This window comes from Xanthomonas sp. A1809 (assembly GCF_017746015.1).
Taxonomy (GTDB): Bacteria; Pseudomonadota; Gammaproteobacteria; order Xanthomonadales; family Xanthomonadaceae; genus Xanthomonas; species Xanthomonas euvesicatoria.
In genome coordinates this window covers 156,037-179,385 of the sequence record NZ_JAGHWZ010000003.1, presented here as the reverse complement: position 1 = coordinate 179,385, position 23,349 = coordinate 156,037, and the positions used below count along the sequence as shown (strand labels likewise).

The window sequence follows — 23,349 nt, the reverse complement described above, 5'->3', positions numbered from 1 at the left end:
CTCGCATTTGTCTAAGCGAACCACCGATGTCGGAGGTGGCGAACCGCTGTACGAGGAGTTCCGAGGCTCCGTGACCAAATCCTGCTACCGCAGGCGGCCGGCGTCAATAGCCCAAGTCATGCAGACCATGCAGCGGAGAGCGCCTCCGCCTGCTGCAGCACCGTCCTCACGGCGGCATCTTGTAGATCAGGCGGGTAGCCATACTTACGCAGGATGCGCTTGACCAACACACGCATGCGCGCACGCGCCGAGTCGCGGCGTGCCCAATCCACCGAAGCGCTGCCCTTGAGGCTCACCAGCAGCTCGTGTGCGATGACCTTGAGTGCATCGTCGCCCATCACCTGCACCGCAGATTCGTTTTCTGCCAACGCATCGTAGAAGGCGATCTCATCCTCGCTCAGCCCCTGCTCTTCGCCACGTGCACGTGCCGCGCGGATGTCTTTGGCGATGCGGATCAGTTCCTGCAAGACTTCGGCAGTGGTGATGGCATTGGCGTGGTAGCGCGCAATTGCATCTTCCAGCCGTTCCGAGAACGCCTTTGTCTCCACAATGTTGCGCTTGCTGCGCGAACGAATACCGTCGTTGATGAGTTTGCGCAGCGCTTCCAATGCCAGGTTCTTCTTGTCCATCCGCTGCACTTCGGCAAGAAATTCGTCGGACAGGATGGAAATGTCCGGCGACTGGATACCGGCAGCCTTAAGGATATCCACGATCTCGGTGGAGACCACCGCACGGCTCACGATCTGGCGGATGGCGAAGTCGCGCTCCTGCGAGCTGATGCCTGAACCCGTCGCGCTTTTGACCAAGGCTTCGCGAATCGCCTGGAAGAAGCCCACCTCCTCACGCACCGCAAGCGCCTCATCCGAGGCGGAGGCCAACGCATAGGCCGTTGACAAGGCCAGCACCGCGTCCTGGTAGCGGCGTTGCGCTGCCTTCTTGCCATCGTCGCTGCTTGCCGCGGCCATCCATTGCTGCTGCTGATCGAGGATCCACTCGATTGCACCGGCCATCATCGCCAGGCGCTGCTGCGGCGTGCCATTTAGTGCCGTGAGGTAGTCAAAGCCGTGGTACATATCCCGCACGACTTCGTACTTCTCCCGCAGCACGGCGATCGCCTGCGCTTCGTCGATGCCGGTGTTCTGTTTGTCCTGGGGCGAATACTGCGCTAGGGCGGATTTCAGGTTCTGGGCAATACCGATGTAGTCGACGATCAAGCCGGCCGGCTTGTCCCGAAACACGCGGTTGACCCGCGCGATAGCCTGCATCAGGCCATGCCCCTTCATCGGCTTGTCCACATACATGGTGTGCATGGAGGGCGCATCGAAGCCGGTCAGCCACATATCGCGCACGATCACCAGCTTCAACGGGTCGGCCGGGTCCTTGGCGCGGCGCGCCAAGGCATCGCGCCGGGCCTTGTTGCCGATATGTTGCTGCCAGTGCGGCGGGTCGCTGGCCGCGCCGGTCATCACGATCTTGACCGCGCCCAGCGTGTCGTCGTCGCTGTGCCAGTGCGGGCGCAGCTTGATGATTTCGGTGTAGAGGTCAACGCAGATCTCGCGGCTCATGCACACCGCCATCGCCTTGCCATCCAACGCAGCCACGCGCTCTTCGAAGTGCGTCACCAGGTCCTGTGCCACCAGGGCCAGCCGCTTCTGGCTGCCGACCAGCCGCTCCACTGCCGCTGCCCGCCCTTTCAGCTTTTCCTTCTCATCCGTGCCTTCCCCCTCGAACAGGGCCTCGACCTCTGCATCCAAATGGGGCTTTTCGTCTTCATCCAATTCAATGCGCGCCAGCCGCGATTCGTAATAGATCGGGACAGTTGCACCATCTTCCACCGCGCGGCTGATGTCGTAGACATCGATGTAATGTCCGAACAGCGCGGGGGTATTGACGTCGGTCGCTTCGATGGGTGTGCCGGTGAAGCCGATGAACGAGGCATTGGGCAGCGCATCGCGCATGTATTTGGCAAAGCCATACGAGACCACGCCGGTCTCCGCGTCCAGTTTGGCTTTCAGGCCGTACTGGCTGCGGTGCGCTTCATCGGCAATGACCACCACATTGCGGCGTGTGGTCAATGGCGCTTCCAATTCACCAAATTTCTGCAAGGTGGTGAAGATGACGCCGCCGCTTGCGCGATCGAGCAGGTGCGCCAGATCTTCGCGGCTGTCGGCCTGCACCGGTGTCTGCCGGAGCAGCGCCTTGCACATCGAAAACGTGCCGAACAACTGGTCGTCCAGGTCGTTGCGGTCGGTCAGCACCACCAGCGTCGGGTTGCGCATCGCCGGGTGTTGCACCAGCCGCCCGGCGTAGAAGGCCATCAGGAGGCTCTTGCCGCTGCCCTGCGTATGCCAGATCACCCCCGCCCTGCGGTCGCCTGCCGGCTGCGCTTTAACGCTGGCCAAGCCGTACTTGGCTGGATCTTCGGCAACGGCGCTGCGTGAGGCGCGAATCGTCGATTCCACCGCGTGGTTCACCGCGTGGAATTGGTGGTAACCGGCAATGATCTTGACCAGTCCACCACCGGTCTCGCCAAAAGCGGTGAACCAGCGCAGCAACTCCAGAAACCATTGCGGCGCGAACACGCCTTCGATCAGAGTGGGCAGCTCCGGCTGTCCCTTGGGCAGCACCTGCCTGCCGTCGGTGGTGCGCCACGGCATGAAGCGCTCCAGATCGGCGGACAGCGAGCCGACCCGCGCGGCAATGCCGTCGGAGGTGACCAGCACCGCATTGGTGTGGAACAACGCGGGGATCTGCTGTTTGTAGGTCTGCAACTGGTTGAATGCGCCCACCAGGTTTGCACCTGCGCTGCCGGGCGATTTCAACTCGATCACCGCCAGCGGCAGGCCGTTGACGAACAGCACCACGTCCGGCCGGCGTCTGGTCTGGCCGCTGATGACCACAAACTGTTGAACGGCCAGCCAGTCGTTGTTCTTCGGGCGGTCAAAGTCGAGTAGCCGAACCTTGCCCGCTGTCAGCACACCATCATCTGCGTAGTATTCGACATCCACACCGTCGATCAGCAGGCTATGCAGGCGGCGGTTCTCCTCCAGCAGGTTGGGCAACTCCTGCTGGGTCAGCTTGCGGATGGCCTCCTGGCGTGGCTCCTGCGGCAGATGCGGATTGAGCCGCGCCACGGCGCTGGCCAGGCGTTGCTGGAGAATGACGAGGTCATGGCTGTCACGCTCCGGCGTCTTGCCGTCGGGGCCGATCAGCTCATCGCCAGTGGCCGACCAGCCCAGCGCTTCGAGCTGCTGAATCAGGCCCTGTTCGATTGCCGCTTCGGATAGAAAGGCCATCAGGCGGTCTCCGCAAGGCGTTCGGCATCCTTGATACGCACCTCACCGGAAATCAGTTTGGGGAGTAGGGTATCGCGCAGCTGGGCGAGTTGCTGGGATTGCAGGCGGTGATGGAGTAGCTTCTCCATCAATGGCTTAGACTGTGCGGAAAATTTTGAAATTGCTTCATCATTCACTGCGATGACGCGAATATTCGCAAGCTGCTCAGGCTTGACACGCTGGTGGCTGTTAGAAGTTCCAGTAACGAGCTGACGCAGAGCACTGTTGAACTCGGATGACGAGGCCAGTGCATATACGAACGCGCTGTTTGCCGGTTTCTTAGGCATCCAAACTATGAACTCTGTCGAGCAGACTGCGTTATGCCCCGCACCACCAATCAGCCATATACGCGGAATGTGCGGGTTGAGTTTGGATACAAGCACGCATTCATTCGGCACAGGGGTCTTATTGCTTTTAATGGCTTCGCCTAACTCTCGTACAGGCAGTTGAGAAACGTCAAACGCGGGCAAACTGTAATGAGTGAACGTTTCCTCGGGCGAGGTCATGGGGTTGACTGTGCCTTTTACTTGTTGCGCCACGTCGCCAAACGCGATGACTTGCCAACCTTTCGGAATAAAACCTAGCTCCGATTCCTGCATGTCCTCTGGTGCCACGCCGTCGAAGTCCACGAACCAGGACTTGAACAGGGCGTGGACCATCGCCTCCAGCGTTTGATTCATACGCCGGTTGAGTTCAATCTTGTCATCAAGCACGCCGAGCACATAAGAGATTTCGCCTTGCTCCTTGAGTGAAGGAACTGTCAGCTCTCGAACATAAACAGCCGCGCGCGTCGTTGATGGAATTGGTGAACCATCGTCGATCTCTCCGAGCTTATGATGCTTAATTGCGTAATACAGCCAACGCATGTCAAGTTTTTTTTTCGGCACAACGTAATACGCTGTATCAATAACCCAGAAAGGCTCACGCCAGAAGCGCACCCCCCGATACGCACCCTTCCTGCCAAGAATAACGCCGGGACCTTCGGCCAGCGCGTTTTCTGTCCAACCGATTGCACCGTTGGAGCCGAAGACACGATATTTGCCGCGGACTTCGTCGTAGCCGCGTATGGCCTTCCCATACTCCAGCGAAATTTCTTCGCCCCAAGTGGTATCGCGCCACTCACTTACCATACTGGGACCAGACCTTGATTTCTGCACCACCACCCTATCCCTTTCAATAATCTGCCGAAACGCCTCACTAGTAGCCGCCCAATCAACGATATCCACTTTCCACGGCAAATCCGATTCGGAAAAATCGTCAGCCAGCGCCGCGCTGACCGCCAGCGACAAGGGCTGGTCGGTGATGACGGCGAGGTCCAGATCGGAATATTGCTTGGCCAGCCATTTGGCCCGCGAGCCGAAGGCCCATACTGCATATTGCGGCACATGCTTGCGCAGAATGTCGCGCACGATCTGCCAATGATCGGGCCGGATGTCGATATTGGGCGTGTCAGACATTGCGTGTTTCCAGCTTTTGCAGCAGGTCGCGCGCATCGACGATGAAGTCCAGGGTGCCCTGGTACACCTTCTTCGCCTTTTCGTGATCGTAGGTGTGCGCGGTGATGTTGCGCATCTGCCGATACTTGAACCAGGCTTCCACGTCGGCGATCAAGCCCTTTTCGGCAGCCACACGCAGCACTTCGCGAAAGTTGGTTTCATCCACCTCCTCCGGGCTGGCGGATTCGGCCTCGATCTGGCGCTTGAGCATCTTGATGCCGATTTCATAGACGAACTCGAAATTCTGGATGACGCCTGCCACCAGCGTGTTTTTCACCTGCTTCGATTGCTGGTTGAACCAGGCGCTGTCGCTGACCACGCCCAGGCTGTCTTCCAGCGAAGACACCGCATTGCGCAATGCTGTGAGGTCGAGTTTCTCGTTCGTCATGTCTCTCCTGTCAGAACCCCAGGTTCTTCAGATTCATCTCGATCGCTGCGTCAAGCTTCACCGCTTCCTGCTGCTGCTCCCGCCACAGCGTTGCCAGGCGCTGCATCTTCTTCGCAAACGGCTCGCCGTCATCCTCTTGCGCCGCTGCGCCGACATAGCGGCCTGGCGTGAGTACATGGCCGTGCTTGCGCACCTCGTCGAGCGAGGCTGCCTTGCAGAACCCGGCGATATCAACATAGTCGCCTGCGTCCTGTTCTCCACGCCATGCGTGATAGGTCGCTGCGATCCTGGCCACCTCGGCATCGCTCAATTCGCGCCGGGTGCGGTCGACCAGTGCGCCCATGTTGCGAGCGTCGATGAACAGGATTTCCCCACGGCGGTCGCGCAACTTGCTCTTTAGCACCAGGCCATTGCTGCGGTCCTTGGCCAGAATCCACAGGCAGGCCGGAATCTGCGTGGAATAGAACAGCTGCCCAGGCAGGGCGACCATGCAATCGACCACGCCGGCTTCGATCATCGCTTTACGGATGTCGCCTTCACCGCTTTGCTGGCTGCTCATTGAGCCATTCGCCAGGACAACGCCGGCAACGCCGTGCGGGCTGAGGTGATGGACGATGTGCTGCAACCAGGCGTAGTTGGCATTGCCAAGCGGTGGTGGCCCGAACGCCCAACGCACGTCATCACGCAGCCGTTCGCCGCCCCAGTCGGAAATGTTGAACGGTGGGTTGGCCAGGATGAAGTCGGCTTTCAGGTCGCGCAGTTCGTCCTTGTGAAAGCTGCCCTCGTTGTTCCAGCGGATGTCGCTGTCGATGCCGCGCACGGCGAGGTTCATCTTGCACAGGCGCCAGGTCGTGTAATTGCTTTCCTGCCCATAGATGGCGATGTCGCCAATGCGCCCGCCGTGCTCGTTGACGAACTTCTCGCTCTGCACGAACATGCCGCCGCTACCGCAGCAGGGGTCGTAGATACGGCCCTTGTAAGGCTCGATCATCTCCACCAGGGTGTGCACCACGCTGCGCGGTGTGTAGAACTCGCCGCCGCGCTTGCCTTCGGCGCCGGCGAACTGGCCGAGAAAATATTCATACACGCGGCCAAGCACGTCTTTGGACTTCGCGCCCTTGTCGTTGAGCGCAATACCAGAAATCAGGTCGATCAGTTCGCCCAGCATCACCTTGTTGAGCGCGGGGCGCGCGTAGTCCTTGGGCAGCACGCCTTTCAGCGATTCGTTGTCCTTCTCGATAGCGCGCAAGGCGTCATCGATCAGCGTGCCGATGCTCGATTGCTTGGCGTTTGCCTGCAGGTGCGACCAACGCGCCTGCTTGGGAACCCAGAAAATATTCTCGGCGAGGTACTCGTCCTTGTCCTCTGCAGCCTGTGGATCTTCGGCCAGCAATGCCGCGTGCCGGGCTTCGAAGGCATCCGAGATGTACTTGAGAAAAATCAGGCCGAGCACAACGTGCTTGTAGTCGCTGGGCTCCATGTTGCCGCGTAGCTTGTCGGCGGTTTTCCAGAGCTTGTCGGCGTAGTCGAGTTCGGACACAGATTCCTTCTTGAGCGGTGCAGGCGCGGGTTTGGCCCGTGCCGGCTTGGGCTCGGGTGCAACATTGGGCGCAGCTGGCATTTGTATCGCCGCCGTCAAGGCAACCGATCCACCTCGCCCCCGACCAGCGCGGATGCGGCCGTCGTCGATCAGTTGCTGCTTGATGCGTTGGTAGGTGCTGTCCTGCCAGCCCAGTTCCTCACGCAGGCGTTGATTGCCCGCGCTGCCGCCAAGCGAAGCCAAGGCGGCGATGAAGCGCTCGATCTTTTGTTCGGTAGATGTCACTTTTTCTTCCTCTGGCTTCAGGCGGGCCAGTAAAGCCGCTTCAGCGGCACAATGCGTTTTGTCTCGGCGTCGGTAGCCGCATAGTGCTCGATCAGCGCGCGCACCACATGGTCCAGCGTCCACAGCGCCAGTGGAATGGACGCGCGATCTGCTTCGTACTGCGCATCCTTGCTGAAGCCGCCGGTGCTGACATACAAACCGCGATCATCCTTGTGGCGCCCACCAAGAAAGCTGCGAATGTCCTGACTGCCCATCTGCCCCTTACGATGCTTGACCTCCACGACAATACGTGGATGTTCGAAGCCAAACCCGTCTGGCGAGGCGACAATGTCTTTTCCACGGTCCGAGCCGGGTGGCGAGACCTGGGTCTTGTAGCCCATCGCTCGCAGAATGCCGGCCACAAGTTGCTGCATGTCACTCCAGCCAAGCTCGCTGACCAGATCCTTGATGCGCTCAAGCGCCTGGGATTCGATACCTGCGAGAGGGTCGGCAACGGCTTCGTCCAGCGCTTCTTCGATCTCCTGTACCGGCTTACCTTTGAGCACTGCCAATATCTCGTCGGCGGCACTGGGCGGCACCTCAAACAATGTCAGTGTGGAGCCAAGGCTATTCTTGGTTGAGATACCCAGGTGATCGCGGGGAAGCTCCTGCTGCAGCCATTGCACCTTCCGCGCAAGTGCTATGCCTGATTCAGCCGACTCGGGGAGGTACTCCGCCTGCCCCGCCACAGTGCCAACTGCGTAAAGGCGATTCGCTGGCGAGTAAGTAATGACCCAATCGTCTTGCTGAATTTCATTTACGAAACGCCATACCTGAGAGGCTCCGGAAATGACGGTACCAGGTCTGGCCAATGGCTCAGCAGCCTGATAAATGGCTATCAATTGCTTGCGATCAACACCTGGCTTGGCCTCAGCCGCGAGCTGAGTCCAACCTACTGCAACCACGCCTTGCTCGCGAAATGCTTCGTACAAGCTCCCGCCCTCACCGCGCACCATCCACATCCGTGCCATCACGACCTTCTTCTTAAATTCAGAATTTTCTATACATTCTTCGTCGCAAGACCTTAGCACCAGTCGTCTTCACGCTGATGCCTCACTGCGAGCGCGAGCACCGTCTGCTTGTCTTGGACTTCGAACAACAGCGCATAGCCACTTGGGCCGAAGCCAATCACCAACTCACGCTGGAAAGGGTCGCCTTGGCGAACTTTACGACAGCTCAGCGGTGCCACTTCAAGTGCAGCGATGCTCTCACGAATGGCCTGTAATGCACGCTCAGCGATGGCGAAATCGCCATCGACACGCTGCAGCAGCCAGTCGTAAAGCCGCGCAAGATCGTCGCGCGCTTCTTCGGTGAAGCGGATCGTGAAGCGCACTCTGGTTCAGCCCTTGCGTGCCTTGTCCAGTTGGGACTGCAGCCCGGCCAGCACATCCTTGGCGTCGATGTAGTGACCCGACGCCTTGGCGCTGTCACGCGAGGCCAGCCCGCGCGCAATGAAGGCTTCCTGCTGCTGACGCTGCTGCACCTGGGCGCGCACGGAGTGCTCGACAAAGCTGGAAAGCGTCTCTCCCTCCTGCAGCACGGCCTCGGCCGCTTCGCGCAGCGCCGGGTCTACCCGGAGCGATGGAAGAGATGCGGATTTCATGGCAGGTCCAGTGCGTTGCAATTGCGATGCATCATCGCAAGCGAGCGGCGGTGCTTCAAGGTTTTCTTTGCAGACCTAAGCCCGCGATGTCGCAGCTACGCTGATGCAATGGTGCGTAGGCGCTGAAGCACGACGCCTGCGCGCTCCGGTTCGGCGACCAATCCCGGCAACGCGTTCACAAACGCCGGGTTATCCACTAGCCCCACAAACACGCCGGCCACCCACTGTCGAAGGTCTGCATGCTCCACGGCAAACTCTTCCACCAGCTCGGCCCGGCCATCGACGACATTGAGGACGTCCTCCAGGTCGTGACTGGAAAGAAAGTCGCTGTTGCCTCGGGTAACGAAGGCTTCGAGCTTGGTCGCCACGAATGCTGTCGCTGTCACCAAGCGGATGGACAGGCGATCGCTCAACGCAACCACTTGGGCCGTCTCTACAGCATGGGCGTACCAGTGGTTGGAGAAGCCAAGCACGCCGGCATCCACCGGCATCAGGTCGAAGAGGACGCCCGACGCTTGGTGTACCCAGCGGCAGACGACACCGCTGCGCATCTCGCGCGCAAAGCCCTGCGATTCCACGCGCGCCTCGATACCCCGGAATCGAGCCCAATCAAGATTGACCACCGCATCGACGTCATAGGTGGCGCGGACGCTTTCCGCCAATGGATCCGACACCAGCAGGCCAACGACGGCCCCGCCGAGGAAGACCACCTGGTCGCAAAGTTCGCCCAGTGCATCCGCAATCACCAGCAGGTGCGGCAAATTAGGATCGTCAGAGCGCATCGCCAAGCCTCAGCAATTGTTTGAGATAGCTCGCTGCCAGCGTGCGCTCGCGGGCACGCCCGCTGCGTAGAGCGTCCTGCAGCGCCAGCAGTTGGTGCAAGGCAGGGTCGGCCAGCGCAGCGTTGGGCACACCGGTCGACAACGGCGACAAGCTGGGGCCTTTGGCCGTGCCCTGCGCGCTTGGCCACACCGGTGCATCCCCTGGGGCGCTGGCAATCGCAGTGGACAGTGGGGGTACACCAAAGGCCGTAGGAATGCCACGCTTTGGCGGCCCGATGACTGCGGGAAAGGCGTAACGCACGCCGTGGACCGCAAATTCATGCAGCGCCGTGCGTACCGTCTCCCACTCGCCGCGGCTTTTTTCCAGCGCCAAGCCGGATGCCACCGCGCGCTTGACGCTGCGATGCACCTGAGAGGCGCTCATGCCCAGTGCTTCTCCAAGGGATGCATACGTCCAGGCCTGGCCCGCCTGGGCGACCTGCTTGTACAGCACCACCAGATCCTGAGGTTTCAGTTCCACAGCCAGGCAAGCCTTGTTCCATATTCCGGAATATGGAATATCTGTCGAGCGACCGATTTTTGCAAGCGGGCATTTTCGAAAGCGAACCCCGAGCCCTGATCTACAGTCAGACAGTGGAAACGGACGACCTCATCCAATACTTCGCGGCCTGATCGCCTCCTCCTGCGCCATCGTTCTTTCCTGCGCCTGACTCTGCGCTTGCGCCAACGTAAGCGCATCAAGTTCCTGCACCTTTGCCAGCGACTGCTCCACCGGCGTACTGACGGCCACGTCAGTGGGCATGCTGGCACGCAGATGAGCCGGATTGCTGGGTTCGCCCTGCACTACGAAGACGGTGGCACCCGCCGCTGCACGCGGTGTCTGGCTGCTCAGCAATACATGGTCAATCCGCTCAAGCCCATGCTCCTTAGCCAAGTGGGCCAGGCTGGCGCTCATCCGCTCGCTGTGCGCATCGCTGGCGCGGCCCATGCTGGCGTCCAACTGGCCAACCAAGGTGCTGGCCTGTACATGCAACGGATGAGGCGCGGGCTGGGCATCCTCCGCGTCTGCCTGTCGTGGCCTCCCATGCGCCGGCGCTGCGGGCCCGCCGTTCTGCCGCTGCGGCTGGGCCGGCGGATGACCACGCTCTTCCTCCCCTGGCTGCGCCCCTTCATTCCCCCTCCCTTGGTCCCGTTGCTGCTCCCGCACCGGCCCGGGTGTGGTGCTGGTCAGCACGTATTGCCAGCGCGTCTGTGCGGGGTTGCCTTGAACCGCATTCACGAATGCGTCGTAGTCGTCCGCGTGGATCGTCTGGCAACCGGCTGAATCGGTACTGCCACGTGATCCGCGATGGATCTTGAACGTGTCGTTGAGATCCTGCGTGCCATTGACATCGGTCTGGTCGAACCAGCCGTCGGCGTTGCTGTCCCGCTGCACCATGCCGCGCCCTGCGGCGACTGCGGCCTGGGTCGGCCTCAGTGCGCTGTCCATAGTCCCGGCCAGCAAGGGATTGGGATGCTGCGCACCCTGCATTTCGATCGTGCCTTCGCGCAGACGTCCAAGGTCACGCACACCGTCCGCGTTGACATCGTCGCCTTCGATCTTGCGGGGCCGCGTAATACTTTCAAATCCTGGAGATGGATCGAATCTACGGTTCTCGCGGCCGCCTTCGCCCAGCGGCCTGGCTCCCGTATTGCCGGCATGGTGGTCGTATTGCGCAGTAGGCTCCGTATTGGCGCGATTGGACTCAACCACATGTGCGGTGCCGTCCACATCCTTCCAAAGAACGATCAGACGATCGTTGTAGACGCCGCTGCCGCCGCGCGACTCATCGCGCGCAGTCGCCGGGTTATCTGCCCGCCGTCGGGTTGGATGGGCCGAATCCTCCATCGCGTCGAGTGTGGAGTTCTCTTGACGTAGCCCAAGGATCACCCGTTGCCCTGGCGTTGCCAGCGCTTGATCCGCTGCCGCGTTGCCACGAGCCTGCGCGATGCTTGCGTAGACGTCGTACTTCTGGCTGTCGGCGAGTGCGGCCATCTCATCTTCGGATGGAAACCGCGGCGCCGTAGTCTGGATGCCTTGCAACCGCTGTAGCGCTGCAGCAACGCCTGGTGCCTGCGAGCGCTCTGCACCGGCGGCAATACCGCGCTGCGCCTGGGTGCCGACATAGCGATCCAAGCTTTCTTGCACGACCTCTGGCTGCCCCTGCCGATGTCGTTCCAGCAATGCCACGGCATCTGCTGGACGGTTGGCGTTGAACAGCGCCACAACGTCGTCTGCGCTTCCTTTGATATTGAACTCTATGACCCTTGCCATCTGTGGTCCCCCTGCATGGATTAAGGAGTTACAAAGCGATCGCCCCTGCTGTCCAGCGCGTCGGAACAGGCAGGCTTTCCTTCGGCCACCGGCCTGCACGGCCATCGCGAGCGATCAACCTTGTCCTTCAATTCGAAGCGCTGCCCGGTCCAGACCAGAAACCCGAAATGCAGATACGCCCAGTCGTTGTAATAGCGCGGGTCATCGGAAAGCGGTGCATCGGGATCCGACTCGATAACCCAGCGCAACACGGGAACTTGCCACAGGCGCGAAACATCCAGAATGGGAACCGGCTCGGCATAGGCTTGATAGCGCCGAACCTCTTCTTCGGACAATGTGGGCGCAGCTGGCAACACCTCTCCACTGACATCTACCAGCCGGCCTTGCCCTTCGAACCGGAACGCGCGGACGCCCCCCGACTCCTTGCAGTCCATTGTCTGATCGGTGCACGTCACCCCTCCAACCAGGTAAACGGTGTTACTCGGTTCGCGCGACTCAAACGAGCGCGCCCAGAAAGTATTGGTCGCCAACGTGAAATCTGCGCGTGCGCCCAAGCCGGGCGAAGCAACGTACGCGGCATGCTTCAAGGCTTCCATACGTGTCTCGGGGGCAACCCCCAGATCAGACGATGGAAGCGACAGAATGACCTTAGCCAGCGGACGCGGCGCAGGGCCGATGCATTCGTCGGCAGGCAACAGCGCGCTCCGACCGGAAGAGCTTCGCTGCGACCGGGTTGAACAGGTTGCCCCCATACCTTGCTCCAGCGCGAAGCGCTTCCAAGGTTTTGGAGAAGACGAAGGCACTGCTGGGTAGGCATTCTCGGCGGCAGCCATCGCATGGGGCCGGGGTGCCGAGCGGACGCTGTCTTGGACGCATCCAGCTGCGACGATGAACACGGCCCCCACAACCAGTCCGTTCAAGTGGCGATGCTGCATGCTCTGCTCCGTCTGGATGGCCTAGGTCAGGATCGACTGACTTTTGCCAGGCCACGTCTTTTTTGCTCTGTTGCACCGGTTACTGCTCCGGCTTGGCGCGACCTGCGCGTTAAGAACTCACCTTATGCCGCACGCCATGGATTGGCAATCTGCGTTGCCACACCGCGTTACCGGGCAACGAAGCGGTCCTCACCATCTGGATAATCCGCACATGCCGGTTCGCCTGTGCGCTGCTGGCGACACGGCCACTGCGCTCTAGCGACTCGTTCTACCAGCTCGAAGCGTTTGCCTGTCCACCGAAGAAAACCAAAATGGGCGTAAGACCCGACGCGCTTCGGGTCATCGGTGGCCAGCGGCTGGTCAGGATCGAATTCCATCAACCATCGCATTGTCGGCGCCAAGGGCAGCTTGTCATCGAACAGAAAGAGCTCCGAGCCGCCGTGGTCGTTTTGCCGGGCAACATCTTCTGCAGTCAGGCTAGGCGCTGGTGGAAACACCGCTGCACTGACATCGCGTGCGGTGCCGTCCTTGGTGACGCGATACGCCTTTCGCCCTTTGCCTGACTGGCACGCAAGGCCAGCTTCGCCCGCGCCACATTTCACCGGCCAGACCAGGTACACCATTTTGTCGGGATCCGCACTTTCAAACGAACGGATCGTCAGATCACCCGCAACCACGGTGAAGTCCGCGCGCCGTCCCAGGCCGGGTGCGGCCACGTATACGGCATCGCGCAGGCCCGCTTCGCGCGCTTGCGGCGAGGCATCGACCGCATCTGCAGGCAGGGCAAGCAATGCAGCCGCCATATGCGCAGGTGCCGGGCCTTTGCAAAACCCGTCCCTTAGCAAAGGCGCAGGTGAGGAGCCCTGTGATTGCGTACGGTCCACACAGATGGCGCCCATCTGCCGTTCCAGTTTGAAGGCCACCCAAGGTGAAGGCGTGGCAGCAGGCGCCTGAGGAAAAGACGATGCTTCGTGTGCACCACTTGAGGGTTTTGCGGCAGGCTGTTCCATCGAAAGCCGTGCACACCCTAGCGTCATGATGGGCATCAGCGCGGTCGCCACGATGCAATGCGTCAGCTTCTTCACGGGCATCCTTGAACGAAGAGGGCAAACGTCCCGGACTGTGGCCGTATGAGCAGGCTCGGTCAAGTGATTGATCGCAGACGAAAACGGTTCAGCGACACTCTCATTTCGGGACCGAAATAGACGCTGCATCCCGCAAAGACGCCATCTGGCATGGACTCAGCGCGACTGTCCGGGGGTGAGCAGCAATTCGGATGGTTCGGAACGTTCAACCAACACGCTGCGTGCGGCTCCATGTGATCGCCAGCATTGCACAAGGAGGTTGAAGTGGCCTGTGTTAAAGCCAGCCTAGAGCATGGATGACCCATAGGCGCTGCCCCGTCCATTCTTGATTTACCGCACCGATCATCCGACAACGACTTCGCCTGAGCGACGGCCGGTCACGACCATCTCGTACCACCTGCCCATTGACCGTACTGGGTAGCGGCAAGCGCACCTCGATTAGCGAGCAGGTGCGCGCACGCCATCGAAAGCCCTCTGCCCGCTCGCACCTTGCCTACCCGCGCCCTGCCTAGCCGCGCAGCGCCACCCGAAGCGCCTCCCCCGCCAAGCGCGCACTCGCCAACAGACGCTCCAGGCTCTGCCCATGCCGGGCGCTGGCGGACAGGCCGGCCATGGTGGTGCTGACGAAATCCGCCAGCCGGTCTGCGTCGTGCGGGCACTGCTTGGCGATGTGGGAGCGGATCAACTCCTGGGCGGCGACATGAAAGCTGCAGGCCGCCTCGCGTGCCTGCGCGTCGTTGCTGCGCGTGCCTTCCAGCACCAGGCAGCCGGTGGCGGCGGGATCTGCGGCGTAGCAGCGGGCGGCCTGCTCCAGTACGTCGGCCAGCGCGTCGGCCAGCGGTCGGTCGGTGTCCAGGAGTTGCGGCAGCGGGATGGCACCGGTCTGCGCGTAGCGGTCGAGGATGCGCGCATACAGGCCGGCCTTGCTGCCGAAGGCGGCGTAGAAACTGGGCGGGTTGATGCCCAGCGCCTGGGTGAGGTCGGCCACGCTCAGTGCGTCGTAGCCACGCGCATGGAACAGCTGCTGCGCGATGGCCACCGCTTGATCCGGGTCGAACGCCCGCGGCCGGCCGCGGGACCGAGAGATTTCTGTAGTCATTGTTACAAAAACCTTGACGGCAGACGAGATCTATTATGTATTACCCGCTACATTAATAGCGAGGTGGGTGCATGTCAGCGTTCAAGGACAAGTCCGTGTTGGTGCTCGGCGGCAGCCGGGGAATTGGGGCCGCCATCGTGCGGCGCTTCGTGGCCGATGGCGCGCGAGTGACGTTTACCTACGCCGGCTCCGCCGAGGCGGCGCAGCGCCTGGCCGGCGAAACCGGCAGCACCGCGGTGCTGGCCGACAGCGCCGATCGCGATGCGGTCATCGACACGGTGCGACGCAGCGGGCCGCTGGATGTGCTGGTGGTCAACTCCGGCATCGCCTTGTTCGGCGATGCGCTGGACCAGGATCCGGACGCGGTGGACCGGCTGTTCCGCATCAACGTGCACGCGCCCTACCACGCCGCCGTGGAGGCGGCGCGGCAGATGCCACCCGGCGGGCGGATCATCGTGATCGGCTCGGTCAACGGCGACCGCATGCCGCTGCCCGGCATGGCCTCCTACGCGCTGAGCAAATCCGCGCTGCAAGGGCTGGCGCGCGGGCTGGCGCGCGACTTCGGGCCGCGCGGCATCACCATCAACGTGGTGCAACCGGGCCCGATCGATACCGACGCCAATCCGGAAAACGGGCCGATGAAAGACCTGATGCACAGCTTCATGGCGATCAAGCGCCACGGTCGCGCCGAGGAAGTGGCCGGCATGGTGGCCTGGCTGGCGGGCCCGGAAGCGAGCTTTGTGACCGGCGCGATGCATACGATCGATGGTGCGTTTGGGGCATGAGGCGGCGACGCCTGCATTGATGGCGCTGCAGCTCGCCACGTATCGCGACGGATGGCGGCAAACGCCCTCCGTCGACATGCATGGCGAGCTGCTGTTGCATCGCAAGCGTCGTGATCCACGCGCATGATGCCGTTGGCCGTGATTGATCGTCTTCCCATGTCTTGCGCCGTATTGCACATGCAATCGCTGGCTTGAGCTTGCATACCCTGTTGACCCTGCGTTGCCTATCGTTCGCGACGAACCCAGCAATGGATTGACCAATGCGCATGATGTCATCCGGTCGGTGCTTAACCCTGCCCACTTGCGTGCTGCCATGCCCACCGATGTGGCGGTGCGCACACCGGTTGAGCAGTCGCTGCAACAACTGGAAACCGCCAGCGTGGAGCGGCAGCAGGCGCTGGCGCAGAGCCAGCAGCAAGACATGGACAATCGGGTTCGCGAGAATATGTCGATGCGCATGGCGTGATGCACGCAGCCAACCGCAGCCGGTCGGCCAGCGCGCCGGAGCCAGAAACAGCTCACAAAGATGCAGCACGCCGCACCGCGCGGAATCGCTAGACACCGAGATCGGTAGTCACCACGCGCGCGTGCATTTTTCAGGCACCCAGCCGCCGGATCCCTTCGCTACTGTTGCTGGCCAATGCGCTTCACCTGCACTGGCGGCCCCTGCACCAAACAAAAAGCCCGGAAAAACCGGGCTTTTTGTTGCTCCATGCAACGCGTCAGGCTTTGCGCTTTTTCAACCAGGCCGCAATCTGCGGCACGCGCCGCTCGCGCAACGTCACCCGCGTCTGGATGGTGCTGATGGCGGTTTCGGCATCGCGGCGTGAGGTGGGGGCCAGGTAGGTGTCGGCATACGCCTTGATCTTGTCGATGGTCTCCAGCTTGTTCGAGCCTGCAGCCAGGTGCGGGTAGTAGCGGGCGCGCGAGGTGGAGTCGATCAATGTGTCTACCTGGGTGCGATGGGCCAGTGCGAAGTCGAATGCCAGCTCCGGGTGCTCGCTGGCGACATCGCCGATCATGCTGGCGCCAGTGGTGGCGCCAGGCTCGTCGGTGAGTGCAAGTTCAAGGGCGCGCTGCGCCAGCCCCGGGTCCTCGGCGTAGGCGAGCAACGCATACGACTGGTCGCGCAGCATCGAGGAAGTTTCCTTCTTCGCCATGGCATGCAATGCGTCCCAGGTGGCGGAGTCGGCGTGGCGGGCGACGATACGCAGCACCGTGCTACGCAGCTCCGGCGACAGCGTGCCCGGGTCGGCCTGGAACGCAGCGAAACGACGCTGCGCTTCGGCAATCACCTGTGCATCGTCCAGCGCGCTCAGGCTGTTGAGCAGGCTGGCACGCAGCTGCTTGGTCTGTGCACTGTCGTCCTTGCGCTCGTCCCAGCCGAGCGTGGCGAACTCGGGAGCAAGCCGCGCACGCGCGAAGCGCCGCCAGCTGGCCTGCGCCTTGAGGTCGCCCGCGAACAGGCGATCGATGTTGGAATACGTTTCGGACACCACTTTCCACAGATCCGGCGAGCCACCGACCGGCACCTTGGCGGTGAGCTCAAGCAGGTCCGCTTCGGGCTGCAGCCCCACCGGTGCCAGCGCAGCGGTATCCATCAGCACACCCAACTGATCGACCACCGGCAAGGCGTCGAACCCCTTGGTGAGCGCGGTGAATTGCGCCGGTGCATACAGCGTGCGGAAGTAGCCCTTCTGCCCGGCATTGACCACGACAGGCGTATCGCAGCCGGGTAACTGCACCTGCGCGCTGCCATCCACCAATACGCGCACCGGCGTGCCTCTGGCGCCGCGCACCGTGACGGGCACATGCCAGCGCAATGGCTGTTTGTCGGGGCGGTCGACAGTGTATTCGCCTTGTTTCAGCTGCACGGTCGAGGTGCCGGCCGTGCAGCTGGCGCTGACCTGGATCAACGGCACGCCCGGCTGCAGCGTGAAGTCGTGCGCCACCTGGGTGAACTGCTTGCCCGGTGCCACTGCATCGATCTGCTGCCACAGCGCATCGGTGACGGCGTTGCCGTACTGGTGCTGCTTGAGATAGCTGCGCACGCCGCTGCGCCAGTTGTCCGCGCCCACATAGTCTTCGAGCATGGCGATCACCGCTTCGCCCTTGTCGTAGGTGATCTGGTCGAATGCCTGGCTGGCCTGCTCCACCGTGGCGACGTGCTGCACCACCGGGTGGGTGGTGACATAGGCATCGCGCTGCATCGCCGCGCGGCTTTTGAAGGCTGCGCCGGTGTTGTCGATATCCCACTCCGGGTGCAGCTTGTGCGTGGTGCGCGCCTCCATCCAGTTGGCGAACCCTTCGTTGAGCCACAGGTCGTCCCACCACGCCATGGTCACCAGGTTGCCGAACCACTGGTGCGCGATCTCGTGCGCGGCTACGGTGAAAACGTCCTGCTTGTCGTTGATGTTGGACGTGGCCGGGTCCAGCAGCAGCGAGTACTCGAAGGTGAAGATCGCCCCCCAGTTTTCCATCGCGCTGAAGAACTGGCTTTGCCCGGGTGCGGCGATGTTGTCCAGCTTCGGCAACGGATACGGAATGCCGAAATAGGCGTTGTATTCATGCAGCACGTCGCGCCCGGAATCCAGTGCGAACTGCGCCTGGTCCACCTTGCCCTTCTGCGCGATCACGCCGATCTCGGTGCCGTTGTCGGCCTTGCGCGTCGCCCGCTCGAAGTCGCCGACGCTCAGGAACAACAGGTACGTGGACATCTTGGGCGTGGTCTGGAACGCCACGCGCTTCATGCCGCCAGCAGCATTGCTGGACGAGGCAACCGGCATGTTGCTCACCGCCATCTGCGCGGCCGGCGCATTGACTGCCAGGTCGAAGGTGGCCTTGAAATCAGGCTCGTCCCACGAGGGGATGAAGCGGCGTGCATCGGAGTTTTCGAACTGGGTGAACAACGCGCGGCGCTGGCCTTGCGGGGTGGCGTAATCCAGTGCGAACAGGCCGTTGGCCTGGGTATTGATCACACCGCTGTAGTCGATGGACAACACGTAGTTGCCCGGTGCCAGCGGTTTGTCGAAGGCGAAGGTGGCGGTCTGCGCCTGCTCATCGGTGCTGACCTTGGCCATCTGCGGCTTGCCCCCCTTGCGCTGCGCCAACGTACTGCGCGCGAAGCTGAGGTTGGCCGCCTGCAACACGATGCGGTCGGTGGCTTGTAGCACCACGATGTCGATGGCCACCTTGCCGTCGAAGGTCATCTTGTCGGCATGCGGGGTGATCTCCACCGCGTAGTGGGTGGGCTTGGCCGTGCGCGGCAACTGGCTGGTGACCTGCGCGGCCGATGCGCTGACCACCTCCGGTGCAGCCACAGCAGCGTGAGCCGGCGCAACGGCGCAGGTGCTGGCCAGCGCCAGCGCAATAGCAGTCACCAGGATCTGGCGCATGACATTCCTAAAAAGAGTAATGAAGTAAACGAAGTCGTACAGCGGCCAGCATCATGGCGCCGGCCCGCAAGACCACACACGGCCGAAAGTCATGCGCCTGCCTGACAGACGCGAAGCCACACACGTCAAAGAGAAGCCACGGCAACGACAAGGCACGCATGCATCAAACCAGGGCAAGGCAATCCCGGCTGGCGCGAGCATGCTACACGGCCATGCTGAACCCGCCCCGCATCGATCAGGCGGGGGCGGCCAGCAACACCTCACCAGCGGCCGTCAGACAGGTGCCGGGCGCGTGGCCAGGCAACGCAATGGTATTGCGCAAACAAAAGCCCTGCTTTCGCAGGGCTTTCGTCGGTTCGATCACGCATCAGCCGATCAGGCGAACGGGTCCTGCAGCACCATGGTGTGGTCGCGGTCCGGGCCGGTGGAAACGATCGAGATGGGGCAGCCGGCCAGTTCCTCCAGCGCGCGCAGGTAGGCGCGGGCGGCCGGCGGCAGGTCATCCCACACGGTGATGCCGTGGGTGTTCTCGCTCCAGCCCGGGAACTCCAGATACACGGGGGTGCACTCTTCCCAGCCCTGCGCGTCCAGCGGCGCGTACTCGGTGCGCTTGCCGTGATATTCGTAGGCGATGCAGATCTTCAGCTTTTCCATGCCGTCGAGCACGTCGAGCTTGGTGATGCACAGGCCGGAAATGCCGTTGATGGCCACGGCACGCTTGAGCGCCACGATATCCATCCAGCCGCAGCGACGCGGGCGACCGGTGGAGGCGCCGTATTCGGCACCGCGGTCGCGGATGCCCTGGCCCACTTCGTCGTCCAGTTCGGTCGGGAACGGGCCGCCGCCGACGCGCGTGGCATACGCCTTGGCAATGCCAAGTACGTAGTCGATCGCATCGGCGCCAACGCCGGTACCGGCCAGTGCGCCGCCCACGGTGGTGTTGGAGCTGGTGACGTACGGATAGGTGCCGTGGTCGATGTCCAGCAACGCACCCTGCGCGCCCTCGAACAGCACGCGCTTACCCTGCTTGCGCAGGTCGTGCAGGATGCCGGCCACGTCCGACTTCATCGGCTGCACGTACTCGCCGAAGGCCAGCGCCTCGTCGTAGGTCTTCTGGAAATCGACCGCTTCCACGCCCAGGTACTTGGTCAGCACGAAGTTGTGGTAATCCAGCGCGGTGCGCAGCAGCTCTTCCAGCTGCGGCGGGTAATGCAGGTCGGCGATGCGGATGCCGCGACGCGCCACCTTGTCTTCGTACGCCGGGCCGATGCCGCGGCCGGTGGTCCCGATGGCCTTGCCGCCGGCCGCCTTCTCGCGCGCCTGATCCAGGGCGATGTGGTACGGCATGATCAACGGCGCAGCCGGAGAGATCTTCAGGCGCGAACGCACTTCCACGCCGGCGTCTTCCAGCTCGCTGATTTCCTTGATCAAGGCAGCCGGGGAGATCACCACGCCATTGCCGATCAGGCACAGCGCGTCGTCGCGCAGGATGCCGGACGGAATCAGATGCAAGACGGTCTTCTTGCCGTTGATGACAAGCGTGTGGCCGGCGTTGTGGCCGCCCTGGAAGCGGACCACCGCACCGATTTCCTCGGTGAGCAGATCGACGATCTTGCCTTTGCCTTCATCGCCCCACTGGGCACCGAGCACGACAACTGACTGACCCATGACGGGTGAACTCCTAAGTTTTGCTGCGGCCATCGGGGCCGCGGGATGGGACCGCTGCAGGGCTGGCCGCGACACCCTGCGCGCGGCTCCATCGGGGAGCGTTGCAGTGGCGCGATAGCCCTGACACGGAAAAAGCCGAACCGAGTGCTCTGGTTGGAGCGTGCCCGGCCGGCTTTTGTGCATTATCCGGGTTTCCGCTGGCCTGCACTACCCCTGGCGGACGGCGGATCGGGGGCGGGTCAGATTGCGGCTGGCAGTCGGTTGCGTGGTGCTCCGAGCGCTGCCGGCCACCAGGGTCCCTAGGGCCCCTAGCCTGCCGGATCACCGTAGCGACAATCCCAATTGGGTCGTAGGAGCGCACCTGGGCGCGACTGCCTGACCGGGCACGCCCGTCGCGCCCAGGTGCGCTCCTACGATGGGGCGCGCGCGTCTGTCTGCCCTACGGTGACAGGCACAAACAAGAACGCCCGCATGACGCGGGCGTTCTTGTTTCAAGGCAGAGCGATGTTTCAAGACAGAGCGATCAACGGTCGCTCTTGAGGTACTGCAGGAACGGGTCGTTCTTGTCCAGCACCACCACGCCGTTGCCGTCTGCCATGGAGCTGCGGTAAGCCTCCAGGCTGCGGTAGAACGCATAGAACGACGGGTCCTTGGAACCGGCCTGGCCGTAGATGCGGGCCGCTTCGGCATCGCCTTCACCACGCAGCTTCTGCGCGTCGCGCTCGGCGTCGGCCACGATCACGGTGGACTCGCGATCGGCTTGCGCGCGGATGGTCAGGGCCTGCTCTTCGCCTTCGGCGCGCAGCTTGCTGGCTTCCTGCTTGCGCTGGGCGCGCATGCGCTCGTAGACGTCGGTGATCACCTGGCTGTCGGTCGGCAGGTCGATCTGCTTGATGCGCAGGTCGGTGATCTGCATGCCTAAGCCCTTGATGGCGCCATTGATGCCCTTGAGCTGGTTGGCGATCAGTTCGCTGCGGTCGCCGGAAACCAGCTGTTGCAGGGTGCGCGAGTTGATCTGGTTGCGCAGCGAATCGGTGATGATCGGGGCCAGGCGCGAGTTGGCCACCGATTCCTCGCCACCGGTCGCACGATAAAACGCCCGCACATCGGAGATGTAGCCGATGGCGAAGAAGTCCACGCTCACGTCTTTCTGCTCGGCAGTGAAGTAACGCGCCGGCGCGGTGTCCAGCACCTGGAAGCGGCGGTCGAACACGCGCACCGATTCCACCACCGGAATCTTGAAGTGCAGGCCGGGCTTGAGGTCGGCACGCACGACGCGGCCCAGGTTGAGCACCATGGCGGTCTGGTCTTCGCGCACGACGAATACCGAGCCCATCAGGGTCAGCAAGACGGCGATGATCAGGCCGATGACTAGCGAATTCTTCATTATTCGGTTCCCTCACGGCCGGTCGGGCGCGGGCCGCGCTCCGGGTTGCGGATGGCCTCGCTACTGGCGCTTTGCGGCGGATTCAACAGCACGTCCTGGGGCACCATCGACGGCATGCCGGCATTGCCACCGGTCGTGGCCGGCTTGCTGGCGTCGGCCGGTAGCGGCACGTAGATGACCTGGCGGCCATCGCTACCGATGACCTTGCGGTTCTCCGACAGCACCTTCTGCACGGTTTCCAGCCACAGACGCTTGCGGGTGACTTCCGGCGCGCCGGCGTACTGCGCCTGCAACAGCGTGAAACGATCGGCGTCGCCCTCGGCCTTGGAAATGGTGGCCTGCTTGTAGCCCTCGGCGCCGGTACGGGTGCGCGCACCCTGGCCGCGCGCTTCCGGCACCACCTTGGCGGCATACGCCTGGGCTTCGTTGATCAGGCGCTCGCGCACCTGTTGGGCACCGTTGACCTCATCGAAGGCCGGCTTCACTTCTTCCGGCGGACGGGCGTCGGGCAGGGTCACGCCGGTGACGGCCAGGCCGGTGTTATAGGCATCCAGCGCCGCCTGCAGACGGTCCTTGGACGCGATCGCCAGCGGGCCGCGATTGTTGAGCACGGTATTGAGGTCCGAACGCCCCACCTGCTCGCGCACGGCACTTTGCGCGGCCTGCTCCAGCACCAGATCGGCGTTGCGCGAACCGAACAGGTATTTGCGCGGGTCGCTGATCTGGTACTGCACGTTGAGCGAGACGTTGACGATGTTCTCGTCGCGCGTCAGCACCGGCACCTGGTTGCTGAAGGTCTTGATCTCGGTGGCATTGACCTTGCGCACCGACTCGATCGGCCAGGGCAGCTTGAAGTTCGGGCCGGGCTGCAGGATGCGCGAGAACTGGCCGAAGCGCAGCACCACGCCACGCTGCTGCTCGCCGATGAGCTGGAAGCTGGAGAACAGCACCATCAGCACCACCGCGACCAGGATCCAGCGCCCCACGCCGCCATCGAACAGCTCCTTCAACGGAGCGGGCAGATTGCCCCAACCGCCACCGTTGCCACCACCGCGCGGGCCCCAGGACCTGCGACGGTTGGGATCCGGGCCGTCTCCGCCCTTGTTGCCGGGTGTGTTCCAGGCCATGCACGCTCCATGATCGAGGGGCTGTGCGGGCCAGTCCCGCAGTGCCGCCATGTTGTTTGATTCGCCGATTCTACTAGATGGGGCAG

At 62.6% G+C, this 23,349-nt stretch carries 19 protein-coding genes; 2 read left to right on the top strand and 17 right to left on the bottom strand.

The window, feature by feature from the left end; genetic code table 11:
- Positions 1 to 116: 116 nt before the first annotated feature.
- From J7396_RS01910 to J7396_RS01850, 13 genes are all read right to left on the bottom strand, one after another.
- A complete protein-coding gene (locus tag J7396_RS01910) occupies positions 117 to 3,296 on the bottom strand; it encodes a type I restriction endonuclease subunit R (protein WP_209260872.1) in 3,180 nt (1,059 codons plus the stop codon).
- The gene (locus J7396_RS01905; protein ID WP_209260871.1) at positions 3,296 to 4,792 is read right to left on the bottom strand and encodes a restriction endonuclease subunit S; all 1,497 of its coding nucleotides are present in this window, start codon (positions 4,790 to 4,792) and stop codon (positions 3,296 to 3,298) included. Before J7396_RS01905 ends, J7396_RS01910 begins: the two co-directional genes overlap by 1 nt.
- Positions 4,785 to 5,219, bottom strand: a complete 435-nt coding sequence (locus tag J7396_RS01900) for a nucleotidyltransferase substrate binding protein (protein WP_209260870.1) — start codon at positions 5,217 to 5,219, stop codon at positions 4,785 to 4,787. The genes J7396_RS01905 and J7396_RS01900 overlap by 8 nt, the downstream gene beginning before the upstream one ends.
- A 10-nt stretch (positions 5,220 to 5,229) precedes the next feature.
- Positions 5,230 to 7,044, bottom strand: a complete 1,815-nt coding sequence (locus J7396_RS01895) for a class I SAM-dependent DNA methyltransferase (RefSeq protein WP_343237459.1) — start codon at positions 7,042 to 7,044, stop codon at positions 5,230 to 5,232.
- A 17-nt stretch (positions 7,045 to 7,061) separates the two neighbouring features.
- Entirely contained in the window at positions 7,062 to 8,054 is a 993-nt protein-coding gene (locus tag J7396_RS01890) for a restriction endonuclease (RefSeq protein ID WP_040964891.1), read from the bottom strand.
- 53 nt (positions 8,055 to 8,107) lie between these two features.
- Positions 8,108 to 8,416 (bottom strand): type II toxin-antitoxin system RelE/ParE family toxin, encoded by a 309-nt coding sequence (locus J7396_RS01885; RefSeq protein ID WP_007963395.1) that lies wholly within the window; start codon positions 8,414 to 8,416, stop codon positions 8,108 to 8,110.
- A 6-nt stretch (positions 8,417 to 8,422) separates the two neighbouring features.
- On the bottom strand, positions 8,423 to 8,686 hold the full coding sequence (locus tag J7396_RS01880) for a YlcI/YnfO family protein (protein WP_127165496.1): 264 nt from the start codon (positions 8,684 to 8,686) through the stop codon (positions 8,423 to 8,425).
- Positions 8,687 to 8,781: 95 nt separating this feature from the next.
- Positions 8,782 to 9,468 (bottom strand): hypothetical protein, encoded by a 687-nt coding sequence (locus J7396_RS01875; RefSeq protein WP_244669466.1) that lies wholly within the window; start codon positions 9,466 to 9,468, stop codon positions 8,782 to 8,784.
- Complete coding sequence (locus J7396_RS01870; RefSeq protein ID WP_078517286.1) at positions 9,458 to 9,988, bottom strand: hypothetical protein; 531 nt, start codon at positions 9,986 to 9,988, stop codon at positions 9,458 to 9,460. Before J7396_RS01870 ends, J7396_RS01875 begins: the two co-directional genes overlap by 11 nt.
- Before the next feature lie 129 nt (positions 9,989 to 10,117).
- Positions 10,118 to 11,782: an XVIPCD domain-containing protein gene (locus J7396_RS01865; protein WP_327464020.1), complete on the bottom strand. Its 1,665-nt coding sequence runs from the start codon at positions 11,780 to 11,782 to the stop codon at positions 10,118 to 10,120.
- A 20-nt stretch (positions 11,783 to 11,802) separates the two neighbouring features.
- On the bottom strand, positions 11,803 to 12,717 hold the full coding sequence (locus tag J7396_RS01860) for a hypothetical protein (RefSeq protein ID WP_223293159.1): 915 nt from the start codon (positions 12,715 to 12,717) through the stop codon (positions 11,803 to 11,805).
- A gap of 167 nt (positions 12,718 to 12,884) precedes the next feature.
- Positions 12,885 to 13,802: a hypothetical protein gene (locus J7396_RS01855; RefSeq protein WP_343237458.1), complete on the bottom strand. Its 918-nt coding sequence runs from the start codon at positions 13,800 to 13,802 to the stop codon at positions 12,885 to 12,887.
- A 508-nt stretch (positions 13,803 to 14,310) separates the two neighbouring features.
- Entirely contained in the window at positions 14,311 to 14,901 is a 591-nt protein-coding gene (locus tag J7396_RS01850) for a TetR/AcrR family transcriptional regulator (protein ID WP_209260868.1), read from the bottom strand.
- Positions 14,902 to 14,972: 71 nt separating this feature from the next.
- Here J7396_RS01850 and bdcA point away from each other — a divergent pair, with 71 nt between their 5' ends.
- Together bdcA and J7396_RS01840 are read left to right on the top strand one after the other, a co-directional pair.
- Positions 14,973 to 15,686, top strand: a complete 714-nt coding sequence (gene bdcA / locus J7396_RS01845; protein WP_209260867.1) for an SDR family oxidoreductase — start codon at positions 14,973 to 14,975, stop codon at positions 15,684 to 15,686.
- Positions 15,687 to 15,828: 142 nt separating this feature from the next.
- On the top strand, positions 15,829 to 16,152 hold the full coding sequence (locus tag J7396_RS01840; protein WP_209261016.1) for a hypothetical protein: 324 nt from the start codon (positions 15,829 to 15,831) through the stop codon (positions 16,150 to 16,152).
- Positions 16,153 to 16,408: 256 nt separating this feature from the next.
- Here the strand turns inward: J7396_RS01840 and J7396_RS01835 are convergent, their stop codons facing one another.
- From J7396_RS01835 to hflK, 4 genes are all read right to left on the bottom strand, one after another.
- Positions 16,409 to 19,081: a M1 family metallopeptidase gene (locus tag J7396_RS01835; RefSeq protein ID WP_209260866.1), complete on the bottom strand. Its 2,673-nt coding sequence runs from the start codon at positions 19,079 to 19,081 to the stop codon at positions 16,409 to 16,411.
- A gap of 375 nt (positions 19,082 to 19,456) precedes the next feature.
- A complete protein-coding gene (locus J7396_RS01830; protein WP_005913957.1) occupies positions 19,457 to 20,749 on the bottom strand; it encodes an adenylosuccinate synthase in 1,293 nt (430 codons plus the stop codon).
- Between the two features lie 523 nt (positions 20,750 to 21,272).
- Positions 21,273 to 22,136 (bottom strand): protease modulator HflC, encoded by an 864-nt coding sequence (locus tag J7396_RS01825; RefSeq protein WP_008578171.1) that lies wholly within the window; start codon positions 22,134 to 22,136, stop codon positions 21,273 to 21,275.
- A complete protein-coding gene (gene hflK / locus J7396_RS01820) occupies positions 22,136 to 23,263 on the bottom strand; it encodes an FtsH protease activity modulator HflK (RefSeq protein ID WP_011346658.1) in 1,128 nt (375 codons plus the stop codon). The genes J7396_RS01825 and hflK overlap by 1 nt, the downstream gene beginning before the upstream one ends.
- Between the last annotated feature and the right edge of the window lie 86 nt (positions 23,264 to 23,349).